17 protein-coding genes are annotated in these 21,242 nt (G+C 62.7%); 4 read left to right on the forward strand and 13 right to left on the reverse strand.

Translation table 11 applies throughout. The features are described 5' to 3' along the window. Positions 1 to 4: 4 nt before the first annotated feature. Entirely contained in the window at positions 5 to 493 is a 489-nt protein-coding gene (locus tag TERRO_RS13515; RefSeq protein ID WP_014786252.1) for a GNAT family N-acetyltransferase, read from the reverse strand. Positions 494 to 575: 82 nt separating this feature from the next. Between TERRO_RS13515 and TERRO_RS13520 the strand changes: the two genes are divergently transcribed. After that, complete coding sequence (locus TERRO_RS13520) at positions 576 to 1,475, forward strand: LysR substrate-binding domain-containing protein (RefSeq protein WP_014786253.1); 900 nt, start codon at positions 576 to 578, stop codon at positions 1,473 to 1,475. A 4-nt stretch (positions 1,476 to 1,479) separates the two neighbouring features. On the opposite strand, the gene TERRO_RS13525 is transcribed toward TERRO_RS13520, so the two are convergent. From TERRO_RS13525 to TERRO_RS13565, 9 genes are all read right to left on the reverse strand, one after another. After that, positions 1,480 to 2,520, reverse strand: a complete 1,041-nt coding sequence (locus TERRO_RS13525; RefSeq protein ID WP_014786254.1) for a uracil-DNA glycosylase — start codon at positions 2,518 to 2,520, stop codon at positions 1,480 to 1,482. A gap of 89 nt (positions 2,521 to 2,609) precedes the next feature. Then, positions 2,610 to 2,849, reverse strand: coding sequence for a DNA-directed RNA polymerase subunit omega (rpoZ, locus tag TERRO_RS13530; RefSeq protein WP_014786255.1), 240 nt, complete (start codon positions 2,847 to 2,849; stop codon positions 2,610 to 2,612). 86 nt (positions 2,850 to 2,935) lie between these two features. Then, complete coding sequence (gene gmk, locus TERRO_RS13535) at positions 2,936 to 3,613, reverse strand: guanylate kinase (protein WP_014786256.1); 678 nt, start codon at positions 3,611 to 3,613, stop codon at positions 2,936 to 2,938. Between the two features lie 36 nt (positions 3,614 to 3,649). Beyond that, entirely contained in the window at positions 3,650 to 5,539 is a 1,890-nt protein-coding gene (locus TERRO_RS13540; RefSeq protein WP_014786257.1) for an ABC transporter ATP-binding protein, read from the reverse strand. 93 nt (positions 5,540 to 5,632) lie between these two features. Continuing rightward, positions 5,633 to 6,601, reverse strand: a complete 969-nt coding sequence (gene rapZ / locus TERRO_RS13545) for an RNase adapter RapZ (protein ID WP_014786258.1) — start codon at positions 6,599 to 6,601, stop codon at positions 5,633 to 5,635. 100 nt (positions 6,602 to 6,701) lie between these two features. Further along, complete coding sequence (gene hpf / locus TERRO_RS13550) at positions 6,702 to 7,181, reverse strand: ribosome hibernation-promoting factor, HPF/YfiA family (protein ID WP_014786259.1); 480 nt, start codon at positions 7,179 to 7,181, stop codon at positions 6,702 to 6,704. A 172-nt stretch (positions 7,182 to 7,353) separates the two neighbouring features. Continuing rightward, positions 7,354 to 8,919, reverse strand: coding sequence for an RNA polymerase factor sigma-54 (locus TERRO_RS13555; protein ID WP_014786260.1), 1,566 nt, complete (start codon positions 8,917 to 8,919; stop codon positions 7,354 to 7,356). A gap of 297 nt (positions 8,920 to 9,216) precedes the next feature. Further along, positions 9,217 to 9,987: an LPS export ABC transporter ATP-binding protein gene (gene lptB, locus TERRO_RS13560; protein WP_014786261.1), complete on the reverse strand. Its 771-nt coding sequence runs from the start codon at positions 9,985 to 9,987 to the stop codon at positions 9,217 to 9,219. A 168-nt stretch (positions 9,988 to 10,155) separates the two neighbouring features. Beyond that, a complete protein-coding gene (locus TERRO_RS13565; RefSeq protein WP_157178346.1) occupies positions 10,156 to 12,666 on the reverse strand; it encodes an LptA/OstA family protein in 2,511 nt (836 codons plus the stop codon). Between the two features lie 81 nt (positions 12,667 to 12,747). On the opposite strand from TERRO_RS13565, the gene TERRO_RS13570 reads away from it, so the two are divergent. After that, on the forward strand, positions 12,748 to 13,377 hold the full coding sequence (locus tag TERRO_RS13570) for a hypothetical protein (protein ID WP_014786263.1): 630 nt from the start codon (positions 12,748 to 12,750) through the stop codon (positions 13,375 to 13,377). A 15-nt stretch (positions 13,378 to 13,392) separates the two neighbouring features. Next, positions 13,393 to 14,172 (forward strand): SDR family NAD(P)-dependent oxidoreductase, encoded by a 780-nt coding sequence (locus tag TERRO_RS13575; RefSeq protein WP_014786264.1) that lies wholly within the window; start codon positions 13,393 to 13,395, stop codon positions 14,170 to 14,172. A 45-nt stretch (positions 14,173 to 14,217) separates the two neighbouring features. On the opposite strand, the gene glyS is transcribed toward TERRO_RS13575, so the two are convergent. From glyS to TERRO_RS13590, 3 genes are all read right to left on the reverse strand, one after another. Then, positions 14,218 to 16,344 carry a glycine--tRNA ligase subunit beta gene (gene glyS, locus TERRO_RS13580; RefSeq protein WP_014786265.1) on the reverse strand — a complete coding sequence of 709 codons (2,127 nt, stop codon included), beginning with the start codon at positions 16,342 to 16,344 and terminating at the stop codon, positions 14,218 to 14,220. Continuing rightward, positions 16,344 to 17,333, reverse strand: coding sequence for a glycine--tRNA ligase subunit alpha (locus TERRO_RS13585; protein ID WP_014786266.1), 990 nt, complete (start codon positions 17,331 to 17,333; stop codon positions 16,344 to 16,346). Before TERRO_RS13585 ends, glyS begins: the two co-directional genes overlap by 1 nt. A gap of 141 nt (positions 17,334 to 17,474) precedes the next feature. Then, entirely contained in the window at positions 17,475 to 17,723 is a 249-nt protein-coding gene (locus TERRO_RS13590; RefSeq protein ID WP_157178347.1) for a hypothetical protein, read from the reverse strand. A gap of 200 nt (positions 17,724 to 17,923) precedes the next feature. Here TERRO_RS13590 and TERRO_RS13595 point away from each other — a divergent pair, with 200 nt between their 5' ends. Further along, on the forward strand, positions 17,924 to 21,220 hold the full coding sequence (locus tag TERRO_RS13595; RefSeq protein WP_014786268.1) for an efflux RND transporter permease subunit: 3,297 nt from the start codon (positions 17,924 to 17,926) through the stop codon (positions 21,218 to 21,220). Positions 21,221 to 21,242 lie beyond the last annotated feature (22 nt).

Consider the following 21,242-nt stretch of genomic DNA (forward strand, 5'->3'; position numbering starts at 1 on the left):
CGCGCTAAATGAGGTCGATCTTCATGAAGACATCGGCGCGGTCGTACTTCATCTCCGGCAGCTCACTCGGCAGTACGTGCCGGAAGCCCAGAGATTCGTAGAGGTGCACGGCGTTCTTCAGCTTCGTGCTGCTGCCCAGGAAGACCGTGTGAGCCCCCAGGTCGCGCGCCTGCTCCAGCATGTACGTGAGCAGTCTGCGTCCGACGCCCTGGCCGCGTGTCTCCGGCGCCACGGCCATCTTCGACAGCTCATAGATGCCGTCGCCGAAGCGGATGAGTGCCGCCGTCCCAAGAACCCGTTCGCCGTCTACAGCCACGTAGACCTGGCCGCCGGTCGCGACGATCTTGCCCTGTGGATCGCCTAGGGTGGCGGCATCCTTTGCTTCAATCCGGAACCACTTCGAGATCCACTCTTCATTCAGCGTGCGAAAGGCTTCGGCATCCGCTGCGGTTGCCATGGGGCGCATCGTCAGTTCGATCGTGGTCGTGGTCATTGCGAACTCCTGTTGCTCAAATCTAGCGTCGCTGATGGTGGGCGTCCAATATCTTGATCGTCTTGATTGATACTCTGCAGATATGAATGCAGACATCGAGTTACGACACCTGCGTTACTTCACAGCGGTAGCGGAAGAGCTCCATTTCGGCCGTGCCGCGCTGCGGCTGCACCTGGCGCAGCCCGCGCTATCACAGCAGATTCGCAAGCTGGAGGAGATCATCGGTGCTCCGCTCTTCCTGCGGACCTCGCGCTCCGTAGCCCTGACCGCCGCGGGTGAAATCTTCCTGCAGCGCACGCGCCGCACCCTGCGCGGCGTGCAGCACGATGTGGAAGAGGCGCGCAGCATCGGCCGAGGCGAAAGCGGATCACTGAACGTCGGCTTCATCGGATCCGGCATGCTGGGCAGTCTGCCCGCGGTGCTAAAGGGCTATCGCGCCGCCTATCCACGCGTCCAGTTGCAACTGCATGAGTCCTTTACCTCGCGCGTGGTTGCGGGACTGACCAGCGGAACGCTTGACGCGGGGCTGCTGCGCGACAGCGATCCGCATCCCGATCTGCACACGGAAGTGCTGTTCTCCGAGCGATTCATCGCCGTAGTGCCCGCGGATCATCCGCGCGCAAAACAGCGCAGCATCGCCGCAACGGCCCTGCGCAACGAGCCATTCGTCTTCCACGCGAAATCTGCGGGCACGCTGGCATGGGATAAGCCCCTCAGCCTGTGCGGCGAAGCCGGCTTCCGCCCACGCGTCGTCCAGGAGGCGTCGAACTGGGTGAGCATCCTGGCGCTCATCTCCGTTGGCTTCGGGGTGTCGATCGCGCCGGAGTGCGTGAGCAGTGTCGCGATGGACGGCGTCGTTTGCCTGCCGTTGCGCGGCGCGACCGAGGTCAGCCAGGTGGAGCTGGCCTATCGCAGGGGCGAGACGCGGCCCATCGTGCAGGGCTTCGCGCAGATCGCCCGCACGATTGCAGGACAGCGATGAGTTTCTAGGCGCGCGCCGGCGGCTTTAGATCGAGTTCGACCATCACGCGCTGCAGATCCTTCCACGCCTCGCCCTTCTGCCGCGGATCGCGCAACAGAAACGCCGGGTGATAGGTGACCGCGCACTTTGCACCGCGGACGTCGTGCCACTGACCACGCAGACCGGCCAGCGGCTGCTTCAGGCCCAGCAGGTACGTCGCTGCCGTCGCACCCAGCGCCACGATGACCTTTGGCTGCACGATGTCGATCTGCTGCAGCAGGAATGGTGAGCAGGTATTCGCCTCCACCGGCTCCGGCACACGGTTCTTCGGCGGCCGGCACTTCACGATGTTCGCAATGTAGACCTGTTCGCGCTTGAGTCCCATCGCGTTAATCATGTTGTTCAACAGCTGGCCGGCCTTGCCGACAAAAGGAATACCACTCTCATCCTCATCGGCGCCGGGTCCTTCCCCGACAAACATCAACTGGGCGTTCGGATCGCCGTCTGCAAAGACGATGCTGTGACGACCGGCGTAGGCCAGCGGGCAGCGTGTGCAGTCGCCGATGATGTCGCGAACCGACTGCAGCGCGGCTGCCTTGTCCTGGGGTGTAATGCGAGACGCCGGAAGAGGGGCGAGCTGGTTGAAGCTGACAAGCGGCATGGATGGCGGAGCGAAGGGTCCAGTCTCTGGGATGAAATCGTCGAAGGGCGCGGAGGTCGGCGGCGCAATGGCCGGCGCTTCCGCACGCATGGGCGCTGCCGACGCTGGTGCTGCGATGACAATGTCCGGTCCCGCTCCGGGCCGTGACGCGGGCGTCGCAGGACGCACGGGTGCAGGCCGTTGCGGAGCTGCGGGTGCGGACGGACGGCTGAGGGGCGGCGCAGCGGCGCGAGGTGCAGCCACCGGCGCTGCGGTCGCGCCTGCAGCGACAGCAGGCGCAAGGGTCTTGAGCCAGGTTTGCAGTTCAGAACTGTCCGCCGGGTCGCCCTGGCGGTACATGTCATAGACGCCCATGTCGCGCAGGTAATCGATGTAGCCGCGAAGAGCCTCTGCACTCAGATCCATATGCTGATTCTAAGACCGCAGAAGGTTACGCCGCCCGCAGCGGGTGTTGCAGGAGAGGAAAACGCAGCCGCAATCAGGCTGCGAGCGGATTACAGCGCTGAGAGTGCGATCGCCTTGGGCGAGGGCATGACGACGAAACGCACGTGACCTGTGCGGATCTCATCCTGGGCCACGCGGCAGGCCTTCATGCTGGTAGTCGCCATCAGCGGCAAAGCACCGGACTGCAACTGGCGTGCACGACGTGCAGCGCCCTTTACCAGGCTGTATTTGTTGTGGAGTGCATCGGGACCGAACATTGCATCGTGACCGCTCAAAGCATCGTGGCTCATCACTTGCCTCCGTACCGCATAGGCAAATGTAACGCAGAATTGACGCAAACTGGCGCAGACACGAAGTTTTATCAGAAGTAGCAGTTTCAAACTGGGAAATCGGTCGCCGCGAACTCGTCCAGCACCCGTTGTAACCGTGCCGGCGAGGACGATGTGCGGCAGCACTGCGAGAGCGTGACGGCAGACTCATCGGTATCGCCACGTGCCTGCAGAACGATTGCGCGTAGCTCGGCGGCCGCCGTATCGAGCACATCGTTCACGATCGCGAACTCGTACCTGTCCACGTACTCCAGTTCGCTGCGTGCCTGTTGGAGACGCCGCTCGATCACTGCCTCGTCCGTCATGTGCTCGGCTGCGCTGCGATTGCGCAGGCGGGTTTCCAGCACGCGCGGGCCGGGCGGCATGATGAAGATCGACACGGCTGCGGGCATGCGCTCCATCACCTGCATGGCACCCTGCACATCGATGTCCAGCAGCAGGTCACGGCCATGCTCCGCGGCCAGCGCCAGCGCGGAACGGGCCGTGCCGTAGTAGTTGCCGAAGACCTCGGCCCACTCCAGGAACGAGTCGGTCGCGATCATCTGCTCAAAACGTTCGCGCGTTGTGAAGTGGTACTCGCGACCGTCCTCTTCACTGCCCCGCGGAGAACGTGTGGTGTAGCTTACGGAGAACTCGAGGCCCTCAACGTACTTGCGGAGTTCGCCCACCAGGGTGGATTTACCCGATCCACTGGGCGCCGAGATGATGAAGAGAATGCCAGCCATGATGATTGATTGAATGCAGTTTATACGCCCGCGGCGTTACAGCGCAGGCGAAGCGGCAATTGCGTTCAAAGCATCGCCTGCTTCCATGCTGGCGGCGTCCTCTGCCGCGTCCGCAAACTGCATGGAATACAGCCGGTGATAGACGCCGCCCTTCGCCAGCAACTCGGCATGCGAACCCGTCTCGGCAATGCGTCCGCGTTCGATGACAATGATGCGATCCGCACGGCGAACGGTCGACAGACGGTGCGCGATGACCAGCACGGTGCGGTGTGTCATCAGGTTGCTCAGGGCCTCCTGCACCAGCGACTCGCTCTCAGCATCCAGCGCCGAGGTCGCTTCATCCAGGATGAGGATTGGAGCATCTTTCAGGATGGCGCGCGCAATTGCCAGCCGCTGCCGCTCGCCGCCGGAGAGACGGAAGCCCTTCTCGCCGATGACGGTGTTGTAGCCGTCGGGCATGCGCAGGATGAAGTCATGTGCCAGGGCGGCACGGGCCGCGGCTTCGACGCGCTCCATCGGCACATCCGGCTGGCCATACGCGATGTTGTTGCGGACCGTGTCGTTGAAGAGCACGGTCTCCTGCGTCACGGTGCCGATCAGTTTGCGAAGGCTGGCCACCTGCACATCGCGCAGGTCGGCGCCGTCGATGGTGATGGTTCCATCCGTCGGATCGAAGAAGCGTGGGATCAGGTTGACCAGCGTCGACTTGCCGCCGCCGCTGGGACCGACCAGCGCAACGACCTCGCCACGCTGCACGTAGAGGCTCAGGCTGTGCAGCACCTGGTGGAAGTCCTGCGCATCCTCTTCATCGCGATAACCGAAGCTGACTTCGCTGAAGCGGATGCCCTCCTGAAATGCAACGAGAGGGACAGCATCCTTCTTCTCCGGCACTTCATCTTCTTCGTCCAGGAACTGAAAGATCTTCTCGCTGGCGCCCAGCGCCTGCTGAAAGTTGTTGTAGTACATCGCGAACTTGCGAACCGGGTCGTACAGCGTGAAGACCGCAATCAGGAAGGTGATGAAGCTGCCGGCCGTCATGCGGTGATGCACGATGCGGTCGCGACCGACGAGCAGCAGCAGCGCAATGGCAACGGATCCGAGCGCGTCCATCAACGGCGACGAGATGGCACTGACCCCGATGGCACGCATGTTCGCGCGCAAGAGACGGCGAGCGGCGCGACGGAAGCGGTTCATCTCCCACATCTCCATACCGAAGGCCTTGACGATGCGATTGCCCGTCAGGGTCTCATGCAGGATGTGCTGGATGTCCGAGAGCTTGTCTTGTCCGCCACGCGTGGTGCGGCGCACGCCCCGACCGATTCTGCGCGCGGAGAGGAAGATGACGAGCGTGAAGCCGAGCAGTACCCAGGCCAGTTGTCCGCCTGCGATGATGACCACGACCGCCGTGAAGACGAGCGTAAAGAACTGCTGAAGAAAATCGCTCAGCACGGTCGACATCGCGACCTGCACGCGTTCGATGTCGTTGATCAGCGTGCTTAGCAACGAGCCTGTCGTGTACCGCTGAAAGAAGGCGACGGAGCGCCGCAGCACGGCGTTGTACAGATCGTTGCGCAGATCCGTGATCATGCCGAAGCCGGCATAGTTCACCAGGTACGTGCCCGTGTAATCGCAGACGGACTTCACGGCCGCCGAGACCACCAGGGCAAAGGCGACGATCGTCCAGGCGTTGTGAAAGTGGTGCGGCACAAAGCGCTGCAGGTTGATGACCCAACCCAGGTGCGGCACGGTGAAGATCAGGATGTTGACCGGCTGCGCGTCGGCGCTGAGCACGTTGTCCAGGATGGGCTTGACGAGCAGGATGCGAAGCGCGGCCATCGCTCCGACTACGGCCATGAGAAAGACAGACAGGAGCGTCGGCAACAGGTACGGACGCAGGTAGCGAAGAAGGCGCAGGATACGTCTCATCGAGCGCTCCGCGTCGTCTGTGGCTGAAATGGCACGATCTTCATCTTATCGTTTCGACAAGATTGTTGTCGCAGTCTTTAGAAGCCGAGCGAGCTAGCGCGGCATATCGCGATGACTTACCTTGGCGCGATACCCGGCCTCGGTGAGCCGCTTCTTCATCTCTTCTGCAAGCGCAACCGACCGATGCTGGCCGCCGGTGCAGCCGAAGGCGATGGTCAGGTAGCTCTTCCCTTCTGCGACGTAGTGCGGCAGCAGAAACTTGAGCATGTCCGTGGTGCGATCCAGAAACTCTTTGGTCTGTGGGAAGCCCATCACGTACGCGGACACCTCCGCATCGCGGCCGGTCAACGGACGGAACTCTGGAATGAAGTGCGGGTTCGGCAGGAAGCGCACATCGAAGACCAGGTCCGCTTCGGGCGGCACACCGTTCTTGAAGCCGAAGCTCATGGTCGAAAGCAGCAGCGTCTGCTCGCCCTTCTTGCGGCTGAACTGTGCGTTGATGTGTGCGCGCAGCTCATGCACATTGAAGCGCGACGTATCGAGCAGCACATCGGCCACGTTGCGGATGGGCTCCATGCGCTTGCGTTCCGCGGCGATGGATTCGCTGACCAGTTCGTCACGTCGCAGCGGGTGCGGGCGGCGGGTCTCCGAGTAGCGCCGCACCAGGACGTCGTCCGATGCTTCCAGGAAGACGACGGACGTCGGCAGCACCTTGCGAACCTGCTGCAGGATGGCTGGAAATTTGTCGATCAGGCCCTCGCGTACGTCGACGCCGAGGACAGCGCGCTTGATCTCGTTGGAGCCCCGCACCAGGTCTGCGAACTGCGGGATCAACTCCAGCGGCAGGTTGTCGACCGCGTAGAAGCCGAGATCTTCGAAGGTCTTGAGGGCGGAGAGCTTGCCCGCGCCGGACAGGCCCGTCAGTACTACGAGTTCGCCCTTGGCAGCGGCGGCCCGCTTCACGGCTGCTTTGCCGGCTGGCTGCGGAATGTTCACGGATGTAGTTTCAGCAGATGCCTTGACCGCCGACTTCTTCACAGAGGGTTTCGCAGGCTTCGCCATGCGGAAATGCTAGCACTGCCGCACGGCTGCTCCATCACTCCCGCAAAAGAAGAGCGCCCGCGAAGTGGATTCTCCGCGGGCGCGTTCGGTACTCGGTTCCTTATGCGGCTTCGACATCCTGCTCGTCGCCGAACTCGCCATCATCGATGGCCGCAATGGCCTTGCCGACGCCGGTCTTGCTCTGCGCCAGGCGCTTGGATTCGGGATCTGTCTTGCTTTTCACTGTGTTCGTCTCGTCCGAATCGGAGGTCTGGAGACGGATCGAGCCTGTGGCGGTGTGCTCCGGATGGTGACTGTTGGTGATGACCTTCTTGCGGGCCTTCACCGCTTGCGCTTCCACCTTATCGATGGCTTCCTTCAGCGCGATATCGACATCCTTGGCAGAGGTGCGTGAAGAGTAGTCGCCCAGGGTGTTGCGGACGGTTACTTCCACCTCGCATCGGTTCTTCTCGCAGCTAAGCACTACCTTGGCCACACACTTCGGTCCAAGTATCTTTTCGATTCGTGCCAGGCCCTCTTCTGCCTGCTGCCGTAGTTTCGCCGTGACTTGCGTGCCTCTACCGGTGATCTCAAGATCCATCCTGATACCTCCTTACACCTGTCCGTAGGATGCCGTGGGTTGTCCTTCATGAGGCCTGTGAACACCACATGAAAGCGACACCTCGGAGAGATGTTTTTAGTCCTCCCGGGCGGACGAGTCAAATTGGAAGGACCATCCAAGTGCCAAGGTCGTTTCCCCTGGCAAGATGGCGTTACTGACGCTGGCGACGCTGGTGCGTGCTTGGGATGTTCATGTCCTCGCGGTACTTTGCTACCGTCCGGCGCGTGACCTGGATGCCCTGGCGTTGCAGCTCTGCGGCCAACGCGTCATCGGTCAAAGGCTTGCGCGGATCCTCATCGTCGATCAGCTTGCGCACCTTTTTCTTCAGCAGGGGCAGCGGCAGATCGCCACCCTCGGGTCCGTTGACGCCTTCGGCGAAGAAGAAGCGTAACTCGTAGACGCCCTGGGGCGTGTGGACGTACTTGTTCGCTACCGCACGGCTGACCGTAGAGGGATGGACGCCGATCTCCTCGGCGACTTCCTTGATCATCATGGGCCGCATGGCATCGACGCCACGTTCCAGGAAGTCGCCCTGCCGGCGGACGATGCATTCGCAGGTGCGAACGATGGTGTTCTTGCGCTGCTCGATGTTGCGCAAAAGCTGGATCGCGGAGCGGTAGCGTTCCTTGACGTACTCCTTGACTTCGCGCTCCGTCTCTTTCTGACGCATCATCTTGCGATAGCCGGAGTTCAACCGCAGCGCGGGCAGGTCTTCCTCGTTCATCACGACGGTCCAATCATCTCCGCGCTTCACGAAGGCGACGTCCGGCTCGATGAGCCGCGTCTCGGAGACGTTGTAGCGCAGGCCGGGCCGTGGGTCGAGCTGCCGGATGCACTCGATGGCCGAGGTCACAGCATCCGCATGGGAGGCGAGCAGCCGCATGAGTTCGCGCAGATCGCGTTTCTGCAATAGCAGCAGGTGGTCGACGATGATGCGGCAGGCGAGCTTCAACTGCACGCGACGCGCCTCAAGGGCAGGCAATGGCGAAAGATCCTGGGCGCTCTCATCCTCGCCGGTTTGCAGGGTGTGGCGCCGCGCTCGGACGATAGCTGCCTCTACCTCGCGCAGCCCCGCCTGCACCTGTAGAAGAAGACACTCACGCAGGTCTGCCGCACCTACTCCAGTGGGATCCAGAGACTGGATAACCGCCCGGGCCTCTGCCAGCAGTTCCGGCGTGGCGATACCGCGCGTGTCGTGCGATGCCAGTTCCTCGTCGCTGACGAGCAGGTAACCATTCTCCTCAAGGTTGCCGATGATGACTTCCGTAGCCGCCCGCAACTCCGGTCGCAGGGACATGCTGCCGATCTGCCACATCAGGTGATCGCTTAACGTGCTGGGCTTGGAAAGGAAGTTTTCAAACGACGGCGCGTCGACATCTTCGAACGAAGGTCCGGCAACCCGGAAGCCGGGATCGAGGTACTCCTGGAAGTATTCGCCCATGTCGATCTCGTCGAAGGGATCCTTCTCGACGCGTTCGGTTTCGGTCTGTTGCTGCTCCGCGCTTAACTCGCGGTCGCCCTCGCGCCCAGCCTGCTCTTCGTACGTCTGTGCGTTCTCCTCGATCTCTTCAAGGACGGGATTTTCAACGACTTCTGCGTTGATCATCTCCTTTAACTCAAGTTTGTTCAGAGCGAGGACGCTCACCATCTGCACCAGGCCGGGGGTGAGCACCTGACGCTGTGAGACTCGCAGATTCAACTTGGGTTGCAACAACAAAACGTACCTCTCCCTGGGCGCCGGGCGTGCGACCCCGCGGGGCAAATGCCTCGCGAAGCCGAATCGGCGAATACCCGCAGTCTACTCCGGAAAGAAGCGCCACGCACAAACGATGGCACGCTACGTGCATACGAAAGTTTCCCCATTTGTCCCAAATGGGGATTGCCACGGAGAACGGTCTTTGCTTATGCGTTGGAGATGTGGACGGAACCCTTGCAGAATCAAGGTTTACAGGAACTTCTCGAAGCGGCCGAAGACCGCTTGAACAGGTGCCCCGGGACCCAGGACTGGCCTGCGCTACATCCGGAAACTCTCGCCCAGGTAGATCCGCTTCACCTCAGCATCGCGTCCCAGTTCCCCGGGGGTGCCGTGGCGGAAGATCCGGCCTTCCGTGATGATGTACGCGCGGTCCGTCACGCTCAGCGTCTCGCGCACGTTGTGATCGGTGATCAGGACGCCGATGCCGCTGTTCTTCAAGCCGTGGATGATCTCCTGAAGATCCAGCACGGCGATGGGATCGATGCCGCTGAAGGGCTCGTCCAGCAGGATGAACTTGGGATCGATGCAGAGGCATCGAGCGATCTCCACGCGACGGCGTTCGCCGCCGCTCAGCGCATAGCCCTGTGTCTTGCGCACGTGCCCCAGGTTGAGCTGCTCGATCAGGGAAGACGTACGGTTGCGGCGCGCCTCCCAACTGAGCGGCTGCGTCTCCAGGATGGCGAGAATGTTCTCCTCGACCGTCAACTTCCGAAACACACTGGGTTCCTGCGGCAGATAGCTGATGCCGAAGTTGCGGGCTCGCAGGTACATCGGGACGCGGCTGATGTCCTCGCCGGCGATCAGCACCTGTCCGCTATCGGGCCGGACCAGGCCCACAATCATGTAAAAGGTCGTCGTCTTGCCGGCGCCGTTGGGGCCGAGCAGACCGACCACCTCACCCTGCGAGATGGTGAGGTTCACGCCGCGAACGACCTCACGGCCGCTGTAGCTCTTGGCGATATTGTCCGTCGACAGCGTCAGACGTTGCCGGACGGGGGCCGGCGAAAGTGCATCCGCAGAGGTGCTCATGGGTTCCACTACTTCGACGGCCGATGGGACGGGAGGGTTCACAGTTTCTCTTGCTTGTTCGGAATCAGTGCTGCAAACCGGGATTGCCGGCGTAGCAGTGTTGTGATGCTTTGTGACGGATGTCAGCTTCAAAAGTGCGGAAGCCAGTGCTGCAATCGTAAAGGAAGGTCACTTCCCCTTCGCCGGTCGCGCAACTTCCGTTTCCGTGCGGACGCGATGGCCATCCTGACCGGAGACCTCGACACTGTCATCCGCACCATGAAAGATCACACTCGTGCCGCTCAGCGTTCCCCGCTGGCTGTCGATCACCTTTGGCGGAACCGCCGCGGTACCCGTGAGTTCATACCGCTGGTCAGCCGCCGTGTAGACCAGCCGTTCGCCCGTACCGCTGCGCCCCGGCTGCTGCAGATGCACATCCCCCGTCGCCGTCACCGTCTGGAGGTTGCCCGACGGCAGCGCAGTGGCAGCCGAACCGCCGCCCTGCAAGGGCGTCGCCGCAAGCGTTGCAACGGCGGACCGCGCCGTGAGTTGCGAGCCCGGATTGTCCATGCGAACGCCGCCGCCGATGTCTGCATGAGCAGGGCCGCGTGCATCCGCGGGGGTGTAGACCAGCGTGCCACCCGTGATGCGCAACGCACCAGTCGGAGCCAGCGACGACTTGCCAGCACCAGCCTGCACGGGCAGCAACATACGAACGGTACCGGCAGAGGCATCGCCCGCCGCGGCGTGCGCGAAGAGTTTGCCGCTGGCACGGTCCGTCTCGATCACCGGCGCTTCGATCTGTGCCGTGGAGCTCCACATACGCGCCAGCTTGCCCGCCGTGCCGAAGAGCTTGGCAGCCGAGCCGCCTCCGGCTACCGTGGCGTGGTCAGCCAGCAGATGCACCGGATCGGCCGGGCGCTTCTCCTCTGCCTTACCCGTAGCGCCGGACGCAACGTAGACGCCACGCACAGCGCCAAAGGCCTCTGCATCGCCGCTGCCCTGGTGCAGCACAATGCGGTCAGCCGCAAGCTGCAGTCCCGGCGATGTGACCTGCGGCGAGCCCGTCAGAATCAGACCGCCCGTCGCGTCATCAAACTCCGCGCGCGCAGCCGTCGCCCGCGTCTCACCCGCAGTCTGCGTTCCCTTCGCAGGCGAACGCTGCGTCACCACCACGTGCCCTACCTGCACCGCCGTCTGCACTTGGCCCGTGGGCGATTTCGCTTTGTCCTTCGCAGAAGAGCCCGGCGCGAAGAGCGTCGCATGCAGCTCGTCACCCGAACTGGTGCGGACCGTGCCGGCGCCGTCGTCCTGCACCAGTTGCGTGTTGCCGGTCCCAGTAATTTCCGAGACGTACGTCACGCCACCGCGTTGCGCCGTAACCGCGCGCAGCGAAGTACCGCGCAGAGTCGAAACGTGGATGGTCGAAGGTCCCCCCGTCTTGGCGGGCGCGGAGACAGCCGTCCGCACCATCGCGGGCCCCGACGCGGTAGCCTCACGCATCTGCATGCGGCCTGCGGCGTCTGGCGCCATCGCGGTCACAAGCCGTTCCGCCGTCAAGGACCGCTCGACACCGGGCGCCACCTGGTCTAGACGAACGTGCCCGTCGAAGTTCGCCGAGGTAGCAACGCCCGCAAGGTTGAAGTGAACCTCCGCCCGCGCCGCGCTGCCAGTCGATCCGGCGGTATTCGCAAACTGCACGCCACCCTGCATCAACACGTCGTGCAGCTTGCCAGCATCGCCCATCTGCGCGTCCATCTTCGGTGACTGCGCCGTCATGCCGCCCTTACCCTCGAGCGTGGCGTGGCCTTCCGAGTGAATGCGATCGATGCCGCCGCTCGTGGCGAGCGTAATGAGCATCAGGTCACCCGATGCCCGGTTGTCGTCTGTAGCGATCCGTCCAGCGTGAAGTGTGGCCCGTTGCGACGCGCGATCCAGTTCGGCCGCAGCCGCGCGTACATGGATGACCTGCCGATTCTGCATGCCATTCATCTCGACCGCGCTGTGTAGCTTCAGCGTGCCCGTATCGCTCTCATAATCCGCACCGGTGGCCGAGCCGCGCATGTCGCCATAGACGATGTGCAACGGCTGGTCGGTCGCAGCGATGCCCAGCTTCTGCAGGAAGGTCAGGCCGCTCGTCGTGACCTGGATGCGCTTGGATCCATTCCCCGGCGGGCTGTCGGGCTTCGACGGGGCAGCGTCCGAGGTGGCCGCATTCTTCGCCGAAACCTCCGACTTCACATCCCCAACCGAATTCACAGAAGGCGTAGGCGCCGCCAGGTCCAGGTAGACATCGCCCGCGGCGCGCACCACGCCATTGGGCTGGTCGTATTCAAACTCTGCGCCACGGATGCTGTCGGTGCGATTCGAACCGGGCGCACCGTACATGGTGATCGCAACATCGTGCAGCGTGGTCTTGCCGTTCTCACGCTGGATCGCCTTGGCTGCGTGGATCGTGAAGATGGTGTGGCCCTTGACCGACTGCGACCAGGTAAAGCCGTTGGTCTCGCTCTTGATATCGGCGCCCAGGCGGTGCGGCAGATCCATCAACAGCTTGCGCGTCTTCCAGCGCGTGTAGCCGATCAGGCCGGCCAGCACCAGCAGCAGCGTGATCACGCCGGCCAGCAGCCATCGCCGCACGCGAGTCACCGAGATACTGCCTGCCTTGCCCCGCCTGCCGCCCATCGCCATCGTTGTCACTATCTTCTCAGAGGGACACACCAGCCGGGGCTGCAAACACTTACAGGAAGCCAAACCTCCCCCCGCGCATCCAATCTCTCTATGGCAGATCAGCTCTATCTCAGCCTCTGGTTCCCAAACTTCCGTTTCGCTTCCCTGCCGGAGAAGCTCATCGCCGTCCTGCAGCAGTTCGGCAAGGTCAGCGGCAACTATCGCGTCAGCGTCGCGTCCGCCATCCCGCTGGGATGGAATGAGTCGCCCGTCTTCCAGCGCATCTTCGTGCTCGACGACCGTTCCGAACCCAGCGAAGAGTCCCTGGCACAGAACGCCGTCGCCGAAGCGACCGAAGGCCTGCACGACGACTCCGCCTACGAGTTTGAGGTGAAGTGGCAGCTGTGGCAGCCCGTCGTCGCCGGCGAAGGCCTGGACGCTACCTGGAAGCTGGAGCCCGCAACGGTCAAGATCACCGGCTTCGGCCCGGAGTTCGACGACGCGACCTTCGAGCAAAACGGCCACATCCGCGTCGACTTCGGCCTGGACACACCCTTCGTGCAGGAAGAAAACGACCTTGACGAAGACGGCAAAAAGCGTCTCGCGCAGAACATCGAGATCCTGCTCGCCTTCGTCCTCAGTGTGGAGAAGCACTGCGGCATCTCGTCGCGCCTGTTGTGGACGGAGAGCGGCGAACCGCTTGCCGAGAAGCTCATCGCACGCCTGCAGCGCGTCAACTAACGAAAGGATCTCTCCATGGACCTGGGTCTTCGCGGCAAGCGTGCTCTTGTAACGGGATCGACCGCCGGCATCGGTCTGGCGATCGCAAAGTCACTCGCAGCAGAGGGTGCAACGGTCTACGTCAACGGCCGCACCCAGGAACGCGTCGATGCGGCGGTGCGTGAGGTCGGCAATGACTCCCAGGGCATCGTTGCGGATCTGGCAACGGCCGCTGGCTGCGACACGCTCTTCGCCTCGCTGGCAGAGATCGACATCCTCGTGAATAACCTCGGCATCTTCGAGACGAAGCCTTTCCTTGAGATCAACGACGAGGAGTGGCTTCGCTTCTTTGAGAGCAATGTCCTGAGCGGTGTGCGTGTCACGCGGCAATACTTGAAGGGCATGCTCGACCGCAAATGGGGCCGCGTGATCTTCATCTCGAGCGAAAGCGGCGTGCAGATTCCCGAAGAGATGGTGCACTACGGCGTCACCAAGGCAGCACAGATCGCGCTTGCACGCGGCATCGCCGAGTCCATTCCGGCAAGCGGTGTAACGGTCAACAGTCTTCTGCCCGGCCCGACCGAGAGTGAAGGCGTCAACACGATGATCGCGAAGATGGCAAAAGAAAAAGGCGTCTCAGCCGCGCAGGTCGAGAACGACTTCATCCGCGACGCACGGCCGTCGAGCCTGATCAAGCGGCTGGCAAAGGTGGAAGAGGTAGCAGCCATGGCGACGTACCTGTGCAGCGAACAGGCCAGTGCGACCAACGGCTCGCCCATACGCGTGGATGGCGGCGTTGTGAAGAGCGCTTACTAGATCCAAAGAGAAAGAGGGCGGCTCCTGGGAGCCGCCCTTCTCTGTTTATCCCGCGATCACGATCTCCGAGAAGTCCGCGACCTTGCCGTAATCCATCAGGATGCGTTGCAGCAGGCCAAGCCGGGCAGCGCGCAGTGACGGTTCCGGAGCCATCACCATCACCTTCTCAAAGAACTGATCGACAAACGGTCGAAGTTCTGCGATCGTCGCGAGCGCCAGCTTGTAGTCACCGTCCTTGCGCAGGCCCTCGACCCAAGCGGCACGGCGACCGCTCTCCTCTGCCAGCGTGCGTTCCACCGGCTCCGTCAGGAACTCGCGGTGTGCGCTCGGCGTAAAGACTTCGCCCTTCGCCTTCGCCTGGTCGACCAGGTTCTTCATGCGTTTGAAGGCTGCCGCAATCGCGGCAAAGTCTTCGCTGCTGCGCGCTGCGCTGACGGCGTCGACGCGTGCGATGGCATCGCGCACATCGTCTGGGTTGGCAGCCATGACAGCCTTCACCACGTCGTAAGCCGTGCCGCGCACCTCGCGCAGATACCACTCCAACCGCTCAACCAGGAACGCCTTTACGTTGCCGCAGAGTGCCTCATCGGCGCCGGTCGCAGCCGTCGCAACCTCACCCAGCGTGAGCGGCAGCGTGCTCTCCGCCAGCATCTTCACGATGCCGTTGGCAGCGCGCCGCAGCGCGAAGGGATCCTTCGATCCAGTGGGCTGCAGACCCAGGCCGAACATGCCGCTGATGGTGTCCACCTTATCGGCGATGGCAAGCAGCAGACCCTCGTTCGTGGACGGAATCGCATCGTCCATGCCGACGGGCTGGTAGTGCGCGTAGATCGCATCGGCGACCACGGTGCTGTGGCCCTGCGCCTTGGCATAGAGTCCCCCGACAACGCCCTGGAGCTCGGTGAACTCCTTCACAAGTTCGGTCGTCAGATCGGTCTTCGACAGCCGCGCCGCGGTGTCGAGCGCTTCCAGATCCAGTTGATTGCCTACGGACTTCGTCGCCGGCTTCGTCAGCCAGTGTTCTTTCGCGGTGATACCAAGCTTCGCTGCAACCGCGCGCACGCGTTCGGACTTGGCTGCATAGCTGCCGAGCTCCTTCTGGAAGGTGACGTTCTCCAGCAGCGCGACGCGTTCCGCCAGCGGCATGCGCTGATCGAACTCATAGAAGAAGCGGGCATCGTTGAAGCGGGCGCGCAGCACGCGCTCGTTGCCGTGACGGATGATCTCCGTCGCCTTCTCGCTTGGCTCGGTGTTCAGGACGGCGAGGAAGTAGGGCGCAAGCTTCCCTGCTGCGTCTTCCACAGCGAAATAGTTCTGGTGGTCGCGCATCACGGTGACCAGCACTTCCTGGGGCAGCGGCAGGAACTCTGCCTCGAAGCCGCCAAGGATGATGCTCGGCCATTCGGTCAGGTGCGTGACCTTGTCGACCAGCGGATGATCTTCGCGCCAGCGCGCTCCTTCGACCTGCCGCATCACTTTGTCGAGCGCCTTGCGGATCCGTTCGCGGCGATGCTCGACGTTGACCATCACCTTCGCTTCGTAGAGCTTGTGCGCGTACTCCACCGGTGAGGCGATCGTGATGGGCGCGTAGCCATACAGCACGCGGTGTCCATAGGTCACAGCGCCCGCGGTCGTGCCGGCCCATTCGACCGGAATGACCGCAGCATCGAGCAGCGCCAGCATCCACTGAATGGGCCGCACAAAACGCTCGGGCTGGCCCGGACGCCAGCGCATATTCTTCGCCCAGTAGAGACCGGCGATCTCTTTCGGCAGTTCGGCCGTGATGACCTCGGCAAAGCTGCGTCCGGCACGCTTCGCCGTCGCGGCGAGATACTCGCCCTTGGCGTTGGTGATCGTGCGCAGAGCATCGACGGCAACGCCGGCCTTCTCTGCGAAAGCCTCGGCAGCCTTCGTCGGCTTGCCATCCTTGTACGCAGCCTTCACTGGCGGTCCAAGCAGCTCTTCTTCGACATCCGCCTGGCCTGCAAGCACGCCATTAACAACCACGGCGATGCGCCGCGGCGAGGAGTAACTCTCCGTCGTGCTGCCCTCCGCAACCAGGCGTTCGCGCGTCAGCAGATCCGTCACACGCTTCGCAAGCTCAGCCTGCGCACCCGGCAACATCCGTGCGGGTACCTCTTCCAAACCAATCTCAAAGAGAAAATCAGCCATTACGCACCTGCCTTGTCGTTCAAGGCCGCCACACGATCGCCCTGCTCTGCAAACGCCTTCGCGACGCCGACGATCAGCGTACGAATGCGAGCCATGACGCCCACGCGTTCCGTGACGCTGATCGCGCCACGCGCATCCAGCGTGTTGAACAGGTGCGAGCACTTCAACGCAAGCTCATACGCACCCAGCACCGGGAAGCGCTTCAGCCGGGTGGCATCCGCATCTTCCGGCATCGCCTTCGCCGCTTCCAGCAGGCCCAGGCACTCTGCCTCGTACAGACCCAGATGCTCCCACAGCTTGCTCACGTCAGCGTGGTCGAAGCTGTAGGCCGAAAGCTGCTGCTCTTCAAACAGACGCACGTCGCCATACGTGGTGATGTTGCCGGTGTCCGGCTCCTTCGCCCACTCAATGTCGTAGATGGATTCCTTGTCCTGCAGGAACTGCGTCAGGCGCTCAAGACCATAGGTGATCTCGCCGCTGATGGGGTCCAGATCCAGACCGCCGCACTGCTGGAAGTAAGTGAACTGCGTGATCTCCTGGCCGTCCATCATGACCTGCCAGCCAACGCCCCACGCACCGCCAACCGGCCACTCCCAGTTGTCTTCCTCAAACTTGATGTCGTGATCGGCCAGCACAATCCCGATCGCCTCCAGGCTCTGCAGGTACAGCTCCTGGATGTTGAGCGGTGGTGGTTTCAGGATCACCTGGAACTGTGTGTGCTTGTAGAGGCGGTTCGGGTTCTCGCCATACCGTCCGTCCGCTGGGCGGCGCGAGGGCTGCGCGTATGCAATGCGAACCGGCTTCGGTCCCAGCACCCGCAGAAACGTATCCGGAGACATGGTCCCGGCGCCCACCTCAACGTCATAGGGCTGCTGCAGAACGCAACCGCGCTCCGCCCAGAAACGCTGCAGGGCAAACAGCGTCTCCTGAAAGGTCATTGCGGCGGGCAATTTCGAGGGGGACTCAGCGACTTCTGCAACGGCAGACATGGTGGTTTCGAGCTCCTAACGGTGTCTCACCAGTCTACCGTGCGCAGACAGGAGATAACCGTGAGCAAGAACACAGAGGCGCACGAAGCGGCACCCCCGCCAAGCCCTGAACCGAATCCGACGATCGAAGCGCCAACGCGACTAGATGTGGATGCCCCAGCTAAGTTCGCTGATCTGCGTCTCAATCTCGAGCAGCGCGGCTTCCAGTGCAGAACGGCGGTGCGGGCTGGAAGTACGCTCGCTCAAAATCCGTTCGCGCTGCAGATTCAAGCCCTGCAGCTTGCGCTGGCGATCACGTTCCGTGATGCGGTTCTCGTCTGCCGTTGCGACCTTTTGAGCCTCAGTTTGTTCCGGCAGATCGACGTCTTCTTTTTCCCAGCCTCGAGCCATAATGCCCATTCTACGCCTCGTCGCCGCGGACCGCTGCAAGCTTTGTCGCGAAAGAACATGCGCACACAGAGCGTTTATCGACGGATTGGGCCAACACTATCCGCCGACTGCCCCGCAGATCGTCCGACATTTGGCACAATGGACTGCACGGCATTTCGCCGTGCCTTCAAATGCAACCGTAGCTTCGGAGCCCGTCCGCCATGTGGATCGTCCGCCTCGCCCTTCGACGCCCCTACACCTTCGTGGTGATGGCCGTGCTGATCCTCGTCCTGGGCGTGGTCTCCATTGAGACGATGTCCACCGACATCTTCCCCTCGATCGACATCCCCGTCGTCACGGTCATCTGGCAGTACAACGGCACCAGCCCGGACGAGATGGAAAAGCGCTTCACCACCATCAGTGAGCGCGCCATGACGACGACCGTCAACGACATCGAACACATCGAGTCGCAGTCCGTCTCCGGCATCTCTGTCATCAAGATCTTCTTCCAGCCCGGCGTGAAGATCGAAGCCGCCGTGGCCCAGGTCACCGCCGTCAACCAGACGATCCTGCGCGTTTTGCCCACCGGCACCACGCCGCCGTTCATCCTGCAGTTCTCCGCATCGAACGTGCCCATCCTTCAGGCCGTCATGTCATCCGACCGCCTCTCGGAGACGGACCTCTACGATCTAGGAGCGCAGTTCGTTCGTACGCAGCTCGCAACGGTTCAGGGCGCACAGGTGCCCAACCCCTACGGCGGCAAGGCGCGTCAGGTCTCCGTCGATCTTGACCCCGGCGCCATGCAGGCCAAGGGCGTCTCCCCGTCGGATGTCGTCACCGCGCTCACCGCACAGAACCTGATCCTGCCCGCAGGTGACGCCCGCATCGGCGACCGCGACTACCTCGTCCGCACCAACGCCTCGCCACTGATCGCCGCACAGCTCAACGACATCCCGATCAAGCAGGTGAACGGCGCCACCATCTACATGCGCGACGTTGCCCAGGTGCATGAGGGCAGCGCCGTCCAGCTCTCCATCGTCCGTGCGGACGGTCGGCGCGCCGTGCTGCTCACCATCCTCAAAGCCTCCTCGGCCTCCACGCTCGACATCGTCAAGCGCGTGAAAGCCGTCCTGCCGAAGATCCTCGCGAACCTGCCACCGCCCGCGCCTGACATCAAGATCCTCTTCGATCAGTCGATCTTCGTGCAGGCCGCGCTGACCGGCGTGGTTAAGGAAGCTGCCATCGCCGCCGGCCTGACTGCCGTCATGATCCTGCTCTTCCTCGGATCCTGGCGCTCCACCGTCATCATCGCCGTCTCCATCCCGCTGTCGATCCTCGTCTCCATCATCATCATGAAGGCGCTCGGCCAGACGCTGAACACCATGACGCTCGGCGGCCTCGGACTCGCCGTCGGCATCCTCGTCGACGACGCCACCGTCGAAATCGAAAACATCCATCGCAACCTTGGTCTCGGCAAAGAGATCGAGCCCGCCATCCTCGACGGCGCCGCGCAGATCGCCGTCCCCGCCTTCGTCTCAACGCTTGCGATTTGTATCGTCTTCGTCCCGGTCGTCTTCCTCTCCGGAGCAGCGCGCAGTCTCTTCACACCGCTTGGCATGGCAGTCGTCTTCGCCATGATGGCCTCGTACTTCCTCTCGCGCACCCTTGTGCCGACGATGGTGAAGTTCCTGCTCGCCGCCGAAGTTGAGGTCTATGCCCTCGCCGAGGCCGAGCACGGCGACCACCCGCTGACACCCACCGAAAAGGCGGAGATCGAGGAGAAGCGCCGCGGCCTGGGTGCCATCTGGCGCACGCACTTCGCCTTCAATCGCGTCTTCGAGGCCATCCGCGCACGGTACCAGCGCTTCCTCGACTGGGCCCTGGCTCACACCACCTTTACCCTCGGCTGCTTCGGCCTCTTCATCCTCATCTCGTTCTGCACCATCCCGTTCATCGGCCGCGACTTCTTCCCGGATGTGGACGCAGGCAGCTTCCGTCTGCATGTACGCTGCCCACCCGGCACACGGCTTGAGCGTACAGAAGAGATCTTCGGCCAGGTCGACCAGACCATCCGCGACATTATCCCCAAGGAAGAACTGGGCGGCATTCTCGACAACATGGGCGTGCCCCAGGGCTTTAACCTGGCCTTCGGCGACGGCTCACTGACCGACGTGCAGGACGGCGAAATCCTCGTCAGTCTGAATGCGGAACACCACAAGCCCACCGCCGGCTACCGCGCGAAGCTGCGCGAAGTCCTGCGCAAGAAGTTTCCGGAAGAGGTCTTCTACTTCCAGGCCTCAGACATCGTCAATCAGATCCTGAACTTCGGTCTGCCCGCGCCGATCGACATCCAGATCAGCGGCCGACTCGCCCAGGCAAACTACGCCACCGCACAGCAGATCGCCAAGGCCGTCTCGCAGGTACCCGGCGCCGTCGACGTACACGTCCACCAGATCATGTACGCCCCGGAGCTTCGCGTAAACGTCGACCGTACGCGCGCCCAGCAGGTCAACCTTACCGAGGCCAGCGTCGCCAACAGCATGCTGACCGCGCTCTCCGGCTCAGGCCAGGCCGCGCCCAACTACTGGCTGAACCCGACCAACGGCGTCAACTACCAGGTCGTCGTGCAGGTGCCGCTCTCCCAGATCAACTCGGTCGCCAGCCTCAACAGTCTGCCCATCACATCCGGCGTCTCAACAGGCACACCTCCACAGTTCAACGGCGGCACACCAACGCCCAGCAACACGCAACTGCTCTCAAACCTGGCACAGATCCAGCACTCCGCCAGCCCCGGCATCACGAACCACTACAACGTGCAGCCGGTGTACGACGTCTTCGTCAACAAGCAGGGCCGCGACCTGGGCGCTGTGGCGACGGACGTCAACAAGGTGCTGAAGAGCTTCGAGCCGAAGTTGTCCAAGGGCGCCACCATGACCGTGCGCGGACAAGTCAAGAGCATGCAGGACAGCTTCACCGGCCTCGGCCTCGGCATGATCTTTGCCGTTCTGCTGGTCTACCTGTTGATGGTCATCAACTTCCAAAGCTGGCTCGACCCCTTCATCATCCTCATGGCGCTGCCCGGCGCAGCCTGCGGCATCCTGTGGATGCTCTTCCTCACGGGCACAACGTTCTCAGTGCCGTCACTGATGGGAGCCATCATGACCGTCGGCGTGGCCACGGCAAACTCCATCCTGATGGTGACCTTCGCAAACGATCAGCGGTCGCTCGGCCTCAACAGTCTGCAGGCAGCATCGGCCGCGGGTTTCACGCGCCTGCGCCCCGTCATGATGACAGCGCTGGCCATGATTCTGGGCATGCTGCCCATGTCGCTGGGCATGGGCGAAGGTGGCGAGCAGAATGCGCCGCTGGGCCGCGCGGTCATTGGCGGCCTGCTTGTCGCAACGGCCACCACGCTTGTGATCGTCCCTATCTTCTACTCGCTGCTGCGCAAGGCGCCGCCGCTGGGTATGCAGGTTGACGCCAATACCGAGCAGGAGGAGTACTTTGAGCATGCATAGCCAGACGCCTTCCCTGCCCACT

Origin of the sequence: Terriglobus roseus DSM 18391 (assembly GCF_000265425.1) — a bacterium.
GTDB lineage: Bacteria > Acidobacteriota > Terriglobia > Terriglobales > Acidobacteriaceae > Terriglobus > Terriglobus roseus.